Here is a 12466-nt window from a genome sequence, read left to right as displayed (position 1 = left end):
ATCCCTCGGCGGCTACCGGGGAAGCTTCGCTTCCACCATCGGCGCGACCTGCTGTGCCAACTGACAAGCCGTCTCGTTGTTCATGTCACTCGCGACCGCGTGGACCGTCGCCGACGACGAGTCAGCGACCTCGAACGCAACCTGGCATGAGCCGGCACCGGGGTCGCCTTCGGCGAGCTTTGCCGTCCTACCAGCGAGATCGGTGTCCGTGACGTGGAAGTCCGCAAAGTTCAGGCCCGAAAGGGCACGCTTGTCGTCGAATCCCACGGTGAGCGTCCCGGCCGGGACCTGCCACCGGCAGGTTCTCGATCCTGCGAGTTCCTTGGCCCGGCCAGGTCCTTCCGTTCCGAGCTGGGCTGCCTCATCCGCGGTGAAGCTCCGGCACGGGTCCATCCCCGCCAGTGCGTTGGCGGAACCCGATTCCGGAGATGCGGTACCGCTGCTCGGTGAGGGCCCGCTTCCCATTCCGGATCCGCACCCGCCGAGTACCAGTGGAACCACGGCGAATGCGACCACGGCGGCCGTCGACATCGTTCTACGCAAGGTCACAACCCTCGAATTCATACCTGCACACCGAAATTGCGGTTGCCTTCGTCCACGTCCTGGTAGAGCTGGATGCCCTTCCTGATCGCTTCGATCACCTGTGGCACCCGCTCCCTCGTCTGCTTGAGCATGTCCTCGTACGAGCGCCCGTCCCCGCCCCCGACGACCTGATTGTTGAATTCGGCGATCGCCTGCCCCGCTGGACTGTCGCCGAGTGGGGTCCGTACCTTGAGGTATTCGAGATCGCCCCACATGCCTTCCAACTGCTCCTGCAGGTCCTCGAAGGTGCGGATGAGTTCGTCGCCGGCTTCGGGGGTGATCTGGAACTGGCCGCTGTTGGCGGCGCTGATGATGCCCTGCATGGCGCTGTCCGTGGCGGCCAGTCCCGCCGCGGCACCGACTGCTTCCGTCATCGCCGATGTCCCCCAGGAAATCCGGTATTCAGCTCTCAAGCCAGGAGCAAGCTACCACCAGGTGTGCACGGAAAGTGTTGGCATGCGGTGGATTCAGCGACTCGAGGTAGGGTCACACCCGAACGGAGCAGCGACGGAACGGGAGGAACAGAACCGGGCGGCCTTCTACGGCCCCACTACGGCGACGCCGTCGGGGTCGAGGGACAACCGTACGGCTTCGCCGACGCCCGGCGCGTCGGCCGTTCCGGCGACGGCCTCCACACGGCCGACCTCCGGTGCCTCCGGCACCGCGACGGCCAGGCGCACGTGGTCGTGGCGGTGCACGCGCTCACGCACGGTGCCGACCACGGCATCCGTCGAGGTCACGGTGCCGGTGCGCCGGTGCGTCCGGACGGCGACGGGGTGACCACCGTTGCCGTTCCCCAGGCTCAACGATGCCGTCCCGACGCCCCCGGCGTCCGCCCCGCCGCCCCTGGCGTCGGCGACGCCCCCGGCGTCGGCCCCGTCGCCGCCAGCGGCGCCCCCGCCGCCGCCCGCGCCGCCCGCGAGCCGCTCGGCCCGCACGCCTGCGGCGCGCAGGCCGAGACGCGCCTCGCCGTCGGGCTCCGCCACGGCGACGGCGCCGAGCGCGCAGGTCGCGACTCCGTCGCGGACCTGCGCCGGCAGCAACGTCGTGCAGCCGAGGAACTCGGCGACTTCGTCGCCTGCGGGGCGCTGCCAGAGCCGGGCCGGGGTGTCGACCTGCAGGATCCGCCCGCGCGCCATGACGGCCACCCGGTCGGCCAGGGTGAACGCCTCGTCGTGGTCGTGGGTGACGACGATGGCGGTGGCGTCGTCGCGGGCGAGCAGCGCGGCCAGGTCGACGGCGAGCTGTTCGCGCAGCATGCGGTCGAGGGCCGACAGGGGTTCGTCGAGCAGCAGCAGCCGCGGGTCGGCGGCGAGGGCGCGGGCCAGCGCCACGCGTTGCGCCTCGCCGCCGGACAGCTCGGTGACCCGACGCCGCTCGTAGCCCGCGAGGCCGACGAGCTCGAGCAGCTCCGCCACCCTCGCGGTGCGCCGCGCACGGCTCACCGAGCGCATGCGCAGGCCGAACTCGACGTTGCCCGCCACGTCGCGGTGCGGGAACAGCTGCCCGTCCTGGAACACCATGCCGAAGCCGCGGCGGTGCACCGGCACCCGCGCGAGGTCGGTGCCGTCCCAGTGCACGCTTCCCGTCGATGGACGTTCCAGTCCGGCAACGGCGCGCAGCAGGGTCGACTTGCCGCAGCCCGACGGCCCGAGAAGCGCCAGCACCTCGCCGTCGGCCAGTTCGACGTCCACTTCGGACACCGCGGTCAACGGCCCGTAGCGGACGGACAGGTCACGGACGTCCAGCCCCATCAGAAGCACCCCAAGAAACACGTCGAAGCCACTCGACGACCGGCATCAGCGCCAGGAACCGGCGGCAAACCCACCCGGCGAACCAGCGATCGCATCAGAACTCCCCCACCGACTCGGTGCGGCCCCGCACGCGCTCGATGGCGATCACCGCGACGATGGTGACGATCATCAGCAGCGCGCACGCCGCGTAGGCCATCTGGCTGTTGAGCTCCCCCGGCCGGGAGACGAGCCTGCCGATGGCGACCGGCAGCGTCGGCGCGTCCGGCCGGGCCAGGAAGCTCGTGGCGCCGAACTCGCCGAGGGCGACCACGAAGCCGAAGCCGGCCGCCGCGACCACCGCCCGCGCCGCCAGCGGCACGTCGATCTCCCACCGCACCCGCCAGGGGTTCGCGCCGAGCGTCGCCGCGGCCTGCCGCAGGCGGGTGTCGATGGACCGCAGCACCGGCAGCACCATGCGGATCACCAGCGGCGTCACGACCAGCGCCTGCGCGAAGGGCACCAGCAGCGGCGAGGTGCGCAGGTCGCCGGGCAGGGCGTCGAGAGTGACGAGGTAGCCGAAGCCGACGGTCACCGCCGACACGCCCAGCGGCAGCATCAGCACCGTGTCCAGCAGCTCCGCCGTCGTCCGGCGCTGCACGCCGATCAGCACGAACGAGGCCAGCAGCCCGATCAGCAGGGACAGCCAGGTCGCATCCGCCGCGGTGCGCACCGAGTTCAGCGCCGCGTCGATGCCGGAGACCTGGAGCGTGCCGCGCTCGCCGGTGCCCGCCAGGGCGCGGTAGCCGGCCAGGCTCCAGCCGTCCCGGGTGGACACCGACCGCAGCAGCAGGCTCACGATCGGTGTTGCCAGCGCGGCGACGACGACGCCCGCCGCGCCCACGATCCACCACTCGCCGCCCTGCGGCGGGCGCGCGGTCTCCTCGGCCTTGCGCAGCCGCAACGCCGTTTCCCGCCGCCGGCGCGCCAGCGCGGCGATCACCAGCGCCGCGACGATGGCGGCGAGTTGCAGCAGCGACAGCGCCGCCGCGCCCCGCAGGTCGAGCAGTTGCACCGTCCGCAGGTAGATCTCGGTTTCCAGGGTCCGGTACCGGCCGCCGCCCAGCACCAGCACGACGCCGAAGCTGGTGGAGCAGAACAGGAAGACCACCGCCAGCGCCGATCCGAGCGCGGGCAGCAGGGCGGGCAGCGTGACCGACGTGAAGGCCCGCAGCCGCGAGGCCCCCAGCGACCTGGCGGTGTCCTCCACCCGGCGGTCGAGGTGCGTCCACAGGCCGCCGACGGTGCGGGCGACGACCGCGACGTTGAAGAAGCCGTTGGCGAGCATGATGCCCAGCACGCTGACGCCGTCGTCGCCGCCGAGCAGCGCCCGGAAGGCCATGCCGACGACCAGCGTGGGCAGCACGAACGGCACCATGATCATGGCCCGCAGCACGGTCTTGCCCGGGATCGCGAGCCGGGCCAGGACGTAGGCCAGCGGCATTCCCGCCAGCAGCGCGAGCAGCGTCGAGCCCGCGGCCTGGCCGAGGGTGAAGGCGACCAGCCGCCAGGTCGCCGGATCGGCCAGGACGCCGGTGACGCCGCCGTCGGCGCCGAGGCCAAGGATCGCCGCGACCGGCCACGCGAAGAACAGGCCGAGGAAGCCGAGCACCACCGCCGCGGCCACCCCGACCGCGATCCGGTGGCCGCTTCCCGCCTGGGCGGGGGCGGTCAGCCCCGCACCACCGCGCGCCACTGCTCCACCCAACGGTCGCGGTTCTGCTCCACCTGCTGCGCGGGCAGCTCCGCCGGACGCGGCGGCAGCGGGGCGCTGACCGCCCAGCCCTGCGGCAACGGCACGTCGCGCACCGACGGGTAGACGTACATGGTGTCGGCCACCTGCGCCTGGAACTCGGGTGAGAGCAGGAAGTCGACGACCCGACCGGCCGCCTCCGGGTCCTTCGCGCCGCGCAGCACACCCGCGTACTCGACCTGGCGGTAGCAGGTGCCGGCCAGCGCCTTCGTGCGAGGCGAACCGTCCGGGTTCACCTCGGCCGCGGGCGAGGAGGCGTAGGAGAGCACGATCGGCCGCGGCCCCTTGCCTGCGGATCCGGAGAAGTCCTGGTTGTACGCCTCTTCCCAGCCCGACGACACCTTGGTGCCGTTGGCGGCGAGCTGGCGCCAGTAGTCCTGCCAGCCGTTCTCGCCGAAGGCCGCGACGGTGCTGAGCAGGAACGCGAGGCCGGGTGAGGACGTGGTCGGGTCCGGGACGGAGAACAGGTCGCGGTAGCGGGGATCGGCCAGGTCGCGCAGGTTCGCAGGCTCGGGCAGGCCGCGCTGGGCGAACCAGCCGGAGTCGACGTTGACGCAGACGTCGGCGACGTCCACGGCGCTGAGCCGGTGCTCCGGCTCCAGCGCGTAGCGCTGCGGGCCCTGGTCGGCGTTGGGCGCCCGATGCGGTTCGAACACGCCCTCGCGCAGCGCGCGGGAGGCGAAGGTCGAGTCGACGCCGTAGGCCACGTCGCCGATCGGGTTCGCCTTGGACAGCACCAGCTTGTTCGTCAGCTCCCCGGCGTCACCGCTGTTGAGGACGTTGACGCGGATGCCGGTGGTCTCCTGGAACTTCGCCAGCAGCTTCTCGTCGGCGGCGAACGAGTCGTGCGCTACCAGCGTGACGGTGCGCGCGGACTGGTCCTGGTTCTGCGTGCCGGCCAGCGAGCAGCTCGCGGTGAGCGCGGCCAGCGCGGCGGCTCCGGCGAGTCGCAGGAAACGGTTCAACGGTCCTCCCGATGTCGCGCCACGCGTCCGGCATCGAGGGCCTCCCTGCGCCGGCATGATCCGGTTCAGGTTCGTACGGTCGAGGGGCTCGCCCCTCCTCTCAGCCCAGCGCGCTGGACTCCCGTGGCGACCCCGGAGTCTACGTCAGGCCCCGCCGCCGCCCCGGACCGCGGGCCGGGACCGCCGATTGGACGAACGCGGTTTGCGCAGCTCCAACGGCTCTTCGCGGCGCGGGAAGGTCGCGAAGAGCGGCTTCGTCCACCATCATGGTCGACATGGCAGAGCTGCTGACCGACGACCAGATCTCCACCGCCCTCGAACACCTGCCGGAGTGGCGGCACGAGGAGGGCAAGCTCACCCGCAGCGTCGAGCTGGCCAGCTTCCCGCAGGCCATCCAGGTGGTGAACCGGATCGCCGAGATCGCCGAGAAGGAGAACCACCACCCCGACATCGACATCCGCTGGCGGAACCTGACCTTCCACTGCGTCACGCACTCCAAGGGCGGGATAACGCAGGCCGACGTGTCGATGGCCCAGGAGATCGACTCCGCCATCGACGCCTTCCAGCAGAGCTGACACCGACCCCGACACGACCGGACGGGACGCCGGGCGCCAACCGCGACGCGGGGCGTCCGGCACCGGCCGTCAGGTTCCGACGAGGTCGGCGACCTCGAAGGCGCAGCCCCAGGACAGCGCGACCCCGCACCCCGCGTGGCCGTAGTCGTGCACGATCCGCGAGCCCTCGAAGTGCTCGACCTCCAGCCGGACCTGCTCGCGGCCGGGGCGCAGCCCGACGATCTCGTCGCGGACCTCGGCGCCGCCGAGCTTCGGCTCGACCTCCGCGCAGCGGCGCAGGATGCCCTCGCTCACCGTGCTGGAGGGCACCAGGTTCCAGTCGTGCTCCACCGCCACGCCGCCGAGCACGACCCGGTCGCCGTGCGGCATGTAGCCGGCGAACTCGGAGGCCGTGGTCAGCTCGATGAAGTACTCCTCCACGCCCGGGTTGGCCACCACCACGTGCTGGCCGCGCACCGGGTGCACGGCGGGGTCGCCGACCAGCTCGCGGGCCCCGACACCGGTGCAGTTCACCACGACCCGAGCCTCCGCGACCGCCTCGCCCAGCGTCGGCACCGGGCTGACCACCAGCTCGCCGCCCGCGGCCCGGAAGCGGTCGACGAGGTGGTCCAGGTACTTCGGCATGTCGATGAGCGGCACGGTGGCGTGGTAGCCGCTGACGAAACCCTCCGGTAGCTCCTCGGGCCGGCATTTGCGCAGGTCGTCAAGGAGTTGCGCTTCCGGCGGCACGACGTCGCCCAGGTCGAAGCGGGCGGCCATCCGCCCCGGTGCCAGGTGCACGCCCGACGCGCTGTCGCGGCACAGCGCCATGAACTCCGCATACGAGCGGGTGACCCACCGCAGGACGCGGTCGGCAGGCCGGAGCATCGCCGGTCCCCACATCGCGCCCGCGACGGCGGAGGTGGTGTCGCGGGGGCGCTCGGCGGTGCGGATGCGGACCGGGACTCCCGCCTCGGCGAGGACGATTCCCGAGGTCAGGCCCTGCACCCCGGCTCCGATGACGAGCACGGACTCACCGCTCACGCGTCCACGCTAACAGCACGGCACGACGTCGCGGCCCCCTCGAACGGGGCATTCCAACCGACCGGCGTGACCTGCGCTCGATGCCACCGACCGGCCTCACCGGCGCCACTGCCCGCCGAGGGCCGGGGCGAGGCCCGCCCGTGCGATTTCGCGGAAAGCGGCCGGGTCGGCGGCCGCGCCTTCGGGCAGGACCCCCAGCAACGGCGCCCCCGTCACCTCCGGCAGGTCGTCGAGGTTGCACCGGCACGCCAGGTCCGGAGCCGACGGCCAGCTCCCGACGACCACACCCGCGCACTCGACACCGCGCGCCCGCAACGCCTCTGCGGTGAGCGCGGCGGCGTTGAGCGTGCCGAGGCCCGCGTGGGCGACGACCAGCACCGGTGCCGACAGCGCGACCGCGACGTCGGCGAGCGTGCCGCCGTCGTCGTCGTAGTGGACCAGCAGCCCGCCCGCGCCCTCCACCAGCACCAGGTCGTGTTCGCGGTCCAGCTCCCGGGCCGCCTCAGCGACCTGCGCCGGCCGCACCGCCGCCGCGCCCGCTCGGCGGGCGGCCGTGGCCGGGGCCAGCGGCTCCGGGTAGCGGGCCAGCTCGACCGCCTTCACCGGGCCCGCGAGCCGCGCGACCTCGGCGACGTCACCGTCCTCGCCCGCCTCGACACCAGTCTGCGCGGGCTTCAGCACCGCCACGCGACCGGGTGCGAGGGCGGCTATCGCCGCCGTGACGACGGTCTTGCCGACCTCGGTGCCGGTACCGGTGATGACGAGAACGGACATCCGTGGGCTCCAGGAACGTTGTCGGGACGACGGCGTTTCGGGCTCGATTTCCTCCTGCGGCAAGGAGGTCGACGCCATGCGCGAGCATGCCGCACGGGGCGGCCCGGGAGCACCACGCCGCCCGGACAAGCTCCAGCCCAGCGCCATTGTGCACATCGGACACTGGATTCCCGGCGCGTACCGTGCCAGAGTGCGCGCCATGCGACCGATCAGCCGGGAGTCGGCGTTCGCCTGGATCGACCGCGGTCTCGACGAGCGGGACAGCGCCGGGTTGTCCCGCACGCTGCTGCCCCGCGACTCCGAGGACCCGCTGCTCGACCTGGCAGGCAACGACTACCTGGGCCTGTCCCGCCACCCCGCCGTGATCGGCGCCGCGGCCGAGGCCGCCGCCCGGTGGGGCGCGGGTTCGACCGGATCGCGACTGGTCACCGGTACCACGGAGCTGCACCACGAGTTGGAGGAAGAGCTCGCGGCGACCTACGGCACGGAGGCCGCACTGGTGTTCTCCTCCGGCTACGCGGCGAACCTGGCAGTGCTCACCGCGCTCACCGAACCGGACTCGCTGATCGTCTCCGACCAGCACAACCACGCATCGCTGATCGACGGTTGCCGCCTGTCCCGGGCTCGCACCGAGGTGTTCCCGCACGCCGACGTCTGGCGGGCCGACGGGATACTGCGCGCGCACGGCGGCCCCGCGGTGGTGGTGACCGAGTCGGTGTTCTCGGTCGACGGCGACATCGCCGCGCTGCGCGAACTGCACGACGTCGTCGGTGCGCACGGTGCGGCACTGCTCGTGGACGACGCGCACGGCTTCGGCATCATCGGCCCCGGCGGCGCGGGGGCGTTCAGCGAAGTCGGGCTCGTCACCCCGCCCGACGCCGTCGCCACCGCCACGCTGTCGGAGGCCCTCGGCGCGCAGGGCGGTGTGGTACTCGGACCGCGCCGGGTGATCAGGCACCTGACCCAGACCGCACGCACGTTCGTCTTCGACACCGGGCTGGCGCCCGCGTGCGCGGGCGCGGCGCTGGCAGCGCTGCGCGTGCTGAGCCGCGAGCCCGGCCGCGGGAAGCGCGTCCGGCTGGTCGCCGAGCAGTTGCACGAGGGCCTCACCAACGCCGGACTGGTTGTCAACCCGCCGGGTGCGGCGGTGCTGTCGCTGCCTGCCGGGTCACCGTCCAACGCGGTCGAGTGGGCCACGGCGTGCCGTGCCGGCGGTGTCGCCGTCGGCTGCTTCCGCCCGCCCGCGGTGCCGGACTCGACGTCGCGTCTGCGCCTGACCGCCGGCGCCGACCTCACCGAGCAGCAGATCGCGCAGGCCGTGCGGGTCATCGCCGACGCCGCACCGCACCATCTCCGCCTCTGAAGCGGCGCAGCCGCTTGGCCGCGCGGGCAGCACATTTGGTTTCGAACCAATTCCGATCAGTGACGAGAATTGAATCCGGGCACGAAGACGATCTTTTCCGCAAGATCCCGGAAAACATCTCACACATCGTCCTCCGGAATTGTTTGACGATCACGGACCCGCCGGTTCTTTGATCAGTTTCGACTTCTCCGCCGAGGGGTAGCCCTCAAACCAATGGGCCAGGTCGTCCCGTTACCTCAACGGAAAGTCAACAAGGCGGAGCGAGTGTCGCCGCAGGTCCGGGCATCTGGCGCGCCGGCGCCGGAAATCCGGGGGCCGGTGAGGCGGCTCCGGCAGGAGGTCGACATGAAATCAGGGCCTCAAATCGCCATGGCCGTGGCGGTGGGTTACATCCTCGGCCGCTCGCGCAAGATGAAACTGGCGATCACCGTCGGCGGCATGATGGCCGGCAGGCGGCTCGCGGGCAATCCGGCGAAGTTGCTCGAGCAGGGCGGCAAACTGCTCGCCGAGTCGCCAGAGCTGAAGAAGCTCACCGGTGACGCCAGGCAGCGGCTGCTGGAGGCGGCCAAGGGCGCCGCGTTGGCCGCCGCCAGCAACAAGATCGACTCGCTGGGGGCGAACCTCTCCAAGCGCGCTGAGGGCCTGCGCACGCCGCACCTCTCGGATGTGTCGGCGCCCACGCAGGATACCGGTCAGGACGAGTCGCAGGACGAGGGCGAGGACCGGGACGAGGAGCAGGAGGAGCGCCCGGCGCGATCCTCCTCCCGCGAAGGGGGACGTTCCACGCAACGCCAGGAGCCGGAACGCCGCCGCAGCGGCTCGACGGGGCAGCGCACCCGGTCCGGCACCGCGAGCACCTCCAGTCGTTCGGCGGGTTCGAGCGGCAGCCGTTCGTCGGGGGCGAGTGGCGCGGGGCAGAGCCGGTCGGCAGGCCGGGCCAGGTCCGGCGGGGAGCGCCGGAGCACGCCGGCGCAGCGTTCGAGGCCCTCCGAACGGAGGTCCGCGAAGACTCGGGGTGATGACGATGGCTGAACCGGAGCGCGCCGGGCGCGCGGTGACGGGCGACGTGGGCAAGCTGCTGCAGGACCTGCCGCTCGACCCGTTGAAGAGCGGCCTGCAGGACCTGCTGGGCGCGGTCGCCGAGCGCGCGGCGGGCGTGGTCACCGACAAGGTCGAGGACATGACCGAGCGGCTGACCGAGTCCGCGGGCAACGGGGGCGCCGGACTGCTGGCCGCGGTGACCGGCGGCACGGACCTCGCGTCCGGGAAGTCCCCGGTGTCCTCCGCGCTGAGCGCCGGGCTGACCGGAGCCAAGGAGAAGGTCAAGCAGGCGGTCGGCCTGGGCGGTGGCGGCAAGGGCGGCAAGAAGGGCAAGGCCAAGGTCGTCAACATCATCGAGACCAACGACATCGGGCTGCCGCTGCGCGTGGTCTACGACAAGTGGACCCAGTTCGAGGACTTCCCCGACATGACCAAGAAGGTCGAGAGCGTAGACCAGCAGTCCGACGAGACGGTCAACTGGCGCGCGCGGATCTTCTTCTCGCGGCGCAACTGGGAGGCCACGATCGTCGAGCAGGTCCCGGACTCCCACATCGTGTGGACTTCCAAGGGCGCCAAGGGAACCGTGGACGGCTCGGTCTCCTTCCACGAGCTCGCCCCGAACATGACTCGCGTGCTGCTGGTCGTCGAGTACTACCCGCAGGGTTTCTTCGAGAAGACCGCGAACCTCTGGCGGGCGCAGGGGCGCCGCGTCCGCGCGGATTTCAAGTACATCAAACGCCACATGATGACCCGCACGATCCTCGAGCAGGGAGAGATCGAGGGCTGGCGGGGCGAGATCCGCGACCGCGAGGTCGTCAAGACCCACGACGACGCGCTCGCCGAGGAGCAGGAGCGGGAGTCCGGCTACGAGGACGAGGACCGCTACCGCGAGGACTACGGCGACGAGGAAGAGGACTACGGCGACGAGGAGGACGAGGACCGGGACGAGGACCGGGACGAGGAGGACGAAGAAGAAGACCGCGGCTACGACGACGAAACCGGCGAGCGCGACCGCTACGACGAGGAGGAGGAATACGCCGAGGAGGAGCCAGCGGACGAGGAGGAAGACCGCAGCAGCCGCAGGCAGCAACCGACAACGTCAGGCAGGAGAAGGTGAGAGAGCATGACGCTCGCCAACACGCAGGGCGGCGGGGCCCAGGTCCAGCGCGGCGGAGCCGGTAGCGGCAACCTGGCCGACGTCGTCGAGATGATCCTGGAGAAGGGCATCGTCATCGACGCGTTCGTCCGGGTTTCGCTGGTGGGGATCGAGCTGATCACGATCGACGCCCGCGTCGTCGTGGCCAGTGTGGACACCTACCTGAGGTTCGCCGAGGCCACCAACCGCCTGGACCTGCACGCCAAGGGCGGCAAGGACCTCCCCGAGCTGATGCAGGGCATGTCGCAGGGCGTGACCCAGGGCGGTGCGCACGGCAAGACCAAGGGAGTGCTCGACGCCGCCAAGGAGAAGATCGACGAGTTCCGCACCGAGGAGCCGGAGCGGGAACGCCAGCCCACGCGCCGCCGCGAGTCGCGCGGCCGGGAGCGTGGTGGGTCATGACCACGCAACCGCGGCACGACGCTCGCGAGCAGGGGGACGTGACCACGGAGCGCGGTGTCTACGTCTACGGCATCATCTGGTCGCCGGACGACCTGCCCGCCGACCTCCCGTCGGTCGGCGACGACAAGGCGCCGGTGCGGCTGGCTTCGCACCGCGGGCTGAGCGCCCTGGTCAGCGAGGTGCCGCTGGCCCGGCCGCTGGGCACCCGGCAGGACCTGCTCGCGCACGAACGCGTGCTCGACACCCTCGCCGAGGAGACCACGGTGCTGCCGATGCGGTTCGGTTCCGTGGTGAGCACGGTCGACGCCGTCACCGACGAGCTGCTCGCACCGCACCACGAGCACTTCGAGTCGGTGCTGTCCGAGCTGGACGGGCTCGTCCAGCTCACGGTGCGGGGCAAGTACACCGAGGACGCGCACTTGCGCGAGGTGGTGACCGAGGAGCCGGAGATCATGCGGCTCCGCGAGTCGCTGCAGGGCGTCGCGGAGGACGCCGGGTACTCCGAGCGGGTTCGCCTGGGTGAACTCGTGAACGAGGCCGTGGCGAAGAAGCGCCAGTCGGACGGCGAAGACCTCGTCCGGTCGCTGGAACCGGCGGCGGTGGCCAGCGCCTCGCACGAGGTCGGGGGTGTCGAGGACGCCGTCGACGCGGCGTTCCTCGTCGACCGCAGACGGGTGCCGGAGTTCGAGCGCGCCGTGGACGAGCTGGCCGAGCGGTGGACCGGACGGGTCTCGTTGCGGCTGCTCGGGCCGCTGGCTCCCTACGACTTCCTACCGGAGAGCTGACATGGGGCTTCTCAGCGGAATTCTCACGTTGCCGCTGGCGCCGGTGCGCGGCGTGGTGTGGGTCGCCGAGCAGATGAAGAACCAGGCGGAACGCGAGTACTACGACCCCCGCGTGATCCAGCGGCAGCTCGCCGAGGTCGACGAGGCCCACGCCAACGGGGAGCTGACCGACCAGCAGCGGGACGAGCTGCAGGAAGGGCTGCTCGCCCGGCTGTTCGAGGTGCAACGCCGACGCGGGGCAGGGGAGATGTGATCGT

At 71.7% G+C, this 12466-nt stretch carries 14 protein-coding genes and 1 riboswitch; of the genes, 7 read left to right on the top strand and 7 right to left on the bottom strand.

Annotation, left to right across the window (positions count from 1 at the left end; translation table 11 throughout):
• Positions 1–12: 12 nt before the first annotated feature.
• The 5 genes from HUO13_RS04950 to HUO13_RS04930 form a co-directional block, all read right to left on the bottom strand.
• On the bottom strand, positions 13–531 hold the full coding sequence (locus HUO13_RS04950) for a DUF3558 family protein (protein WP_211900295.1): 519 nt from the start codon (positions 529–531) through the stop codon (positions 13–15).
• Positions 532–560: 29 nt separating this feature from the next.
• Entirely contained in the window at positions 561–956 is a 396-nt protein-coding gene (locus HUO13_RS04945; RefSeq protein WP_211900294.1) for a hypothetical protein, read from the bottom strand.
• A 165-nt stretch (positions 957–1121) separates the two neighbouring features.
• Positions 1122–2336 carry an ABC transporter ATP-binding protein gene (locus HUO13_RS04940; RefSeq protein ID WP_211900293.1) on the bottom strand — a complete coding sequence of 405 codons (1215 nt, stop codon included), beginning with the start codon at positions 2334–2336 and terminating at the stop codon, positions 1122–1124.
• Between the two features lie 94 nt (positions 2337–2430).
• Positions 2431–4068: an ABC transporter permease gene (locus HUO13_RS04935; RefSeq protein ID WP_211900292.1), complete on the bottom strand. Its 1638-nt coding sequence runs from the start codon at positions 4066–4068 to the stop codon at positions 2431–2433.
• Positions 4044–5090 (bottom strand): thiamine ABC transporter substrate-binding protein, encoded by a 1047-nt coding sequence (locus HUO13_RS04930; protein ID WP_211900291.1) that lies wholly within the window; start codon positions 5088–5090, stop codon positions 4044–4046. Before HUO13_RS04930 ends, HUO13_RS04935 begins: the two co-directional genes overlap by 25 nt.
• Before the next feature lie 39 nt (positions 5091–5129).
• Positions 5130–5218, bottom strand: a riboswitch (TPP riboswitch).
• Between the two features lie 147 nt (positions 5219–5365).
• Here HUO13_RS04930 and HUO13_RS04925 point away from each other — a divergent pair.
• The gene (locus HUO13_RS04925; protein WP_211900290.1) at positions 5366–5665 is read left to right on the top strand and encodes a 4a-hydroxytetrahydrobiopterin dehydratase; all 300 of its coding nucleotides are present in this window, start codon (positions 5366–5368) and stop codon (positions 5663–5665) included.
• Between the two features lie 69 nt (positions 5666–5734).
• Here HUO13_RS04925 and HUO13_RS04920 read toward each other — a convergent pair whose 3' ends face one another.
• Complete coding sequence (locus HUO13_RS04920; protein WP_249124458.1) at positions 5735–6688, bottom strand: FAD-dependent oxidoreductase; 954 nt, start codon at positions 6686–6688, stop codon at positions 5735–5737.
• A 96-nt stretch (positions 6689–6784) separates the two neighbouring features.
• Positions 6785–7462 carry a dethiobiotin synthase gene (bioD, locus tag HUO13_RS04915; RefSeq protein ID WP_211900289.1) on the bottom strand — a complete coding sequence of 226 codons (678 nt, stop codon included), beginning with the start codon at positions 7460–7462 and terminating at the stop codon, positions 6785–6787.
• Positions 7463–7661: 199 nt separating this feature from the next.
• On the opposite strand from bioD, the gene HUO13_RS04910 reads away from it, so the two are divergent.
• The 6 genes from HUO13_RS04910 (at position 7662) to HUO13_RS04885 (ending at position 12462) form a co-directional block, all read left to right on the top strand.
• Positions 7662–8825 (top strand): 8-amino-7-oxononanoate synthase, encoded by a 1164-nt coding sequence (locus HUO13_RS04910; RefSeq protein ID WP_211900288.1) that lies wholly within the window; start codon positions 7662–7664, stop codon positions 8823–8825.
• Between the two features lie 213 nt (positions 8826–9038).
• A complete protein-coding gene (locus tag HUO13_RS04905) occupies positions 9039–9857 on the top strand; it encodes a hypothetical protein (RefSeq protein ID WP_249124457.1) in 819 nt (272 codons plus the stop codon).
• Positions 9850–10983 (top strand): SRPBCC family protein, encoded by a 1134-nt coding sequence (locus HUO13_RS04900; protein ID WP_249124456.1) that lies wholly within the window; start codon positions 9850–9852, stop codon positions 10981–10983. The genes HUO13_RS04905 and HUO13_RS04900 overlap by 8 nt, the downstream gene beginning before the upstream one ends.
• Positions 10984–10989: 6 nt before the next feature.
• Positions 10990–11424, top strand: coding sequence for a gas vesicle protein GvpJ (gene gvpJ / locus HUO13_RS04895; protein ID WP_211900286.1), 435 nt, complete (start codon positions 10990–10992; stop codon positions 11422–11424).
• Positions 11421–12209, top strand: coding sequence for a GvpL/GvpF family gas vesicle protein (locus HUO13_RS04890; protein WP_211900285.1), 789 nt, complete (start codon positions 11421–11423; stop codon positions 12207–12209). Before gvpJ ends, HUO13_RS04890 begins: the two co-directional genes overlap by 4 nt.
• Position 12210: 1 nt before the next feature.
• Positions 12211–12462 (top strand): gas vesicle protein GvpG, encoded by a 252-nt coding sequence (locus tag HUO13_RS04885; RefSeq protein WP_211900284.1) that lies wholly within the window; start codon positions 12211–12213, stop codon positions 12460–12462.
• Positions 12463–12466: the final 4 nt, after the last annotated feature.

The organism is Saccharopolyspora erythraea (assembly GCF_018141105.1).
Taxonomy (GTDB): domain Bacteria; phylum Actinomycetota; class Actinomycetes; order Mycobacteriales; family Pseudonocardiaceae; genus Saccharopolyspora_D; species Saccharopolyspora_D erythraea_A.
Note: the sequence above shows the minus strand (reverse complement) of the source record. Positions and strands in the feature narration are given on the sequence as shown.

Bases quoted from the DNA above. Each gene is read 5' to 3' on its own strand.
- HUO13_RS04950 (WP_211900295.1), bottom strand. From the start codon at position 531: ATGTCGACGGCCGCCGTGGTCGCATTCGCCGTGGTTCCACTGGTACTC.
- HUO13_RS04945 (WP_211900294.1), bottom strand. From the start codon at position 956: ATGACGGAAGCAGTCGGTGCCGCGGCGGGACTGGCCGCCACGGACAGC.
- HUO13_RS04940 (WP_211900293.1), bottom strand. From the start codon at position 2,336: ATGGGGCTGGACGTCCGTGACCTGTCCGTCCGCTACGGGCCGTTGACC.
- HUO13_RS04925 (WP_211900290.1), top strand. From the start codon at position 5,366: ATGGCAGAGCTGCTGACCGACGACCAGATCTCCACCGCCCTCGAACAC.
- bioD (WP_211900289.1), bottom strand. From the start codon at position 7,462: ATGTCCGTTCTCGTCATCACCGGTACCGGCACCGAGGTCGGCAAGACC.
- HUO13_RS04910 (WP_211900288.1), top strand. From the start codon at position 7,662: ATGCGACCGATCAGCCGGGAGTCGGCGTTCGCCTGGATCGACCGCGGT.
- HUO13_RS04905 (WP_249124457.1), top strand. From the start codon at position 9,039: ATGGGCCAGGTCGTCCCGTTACCTCAACGGAAAGTCAACAAGGCGGAG.
- HUO13_RS04900 (WP_249124456.1), top strand. From the start codon at position 9,850: ATGGCTGAACCGGAGCGCGCCGGGCGCGCGGTGACGGGCGACGTGGGC.
- gvpJ (WP_211900286.1), top strand. From the start codon at position 10,990: ATGACGCTCGCCAACACGCAGGGCGGCGGGGCCCAGGTCCAGCGCGGC.
- HUO13_RS04890 (WP_211900285.1), top strand. From the start codon at position 11,421: ATGACCACGCAACCGCGGCACGACGCTCGCGAGCAGGGGGACGTGACC.
- HUO13_RS04885 (WP_211900284.1), top strand. From the start codon at position 12,211: ATGGGGCTTCTCAGCGGAATTCTCACGTTGCCGCTGGCGCCGGTGCGC.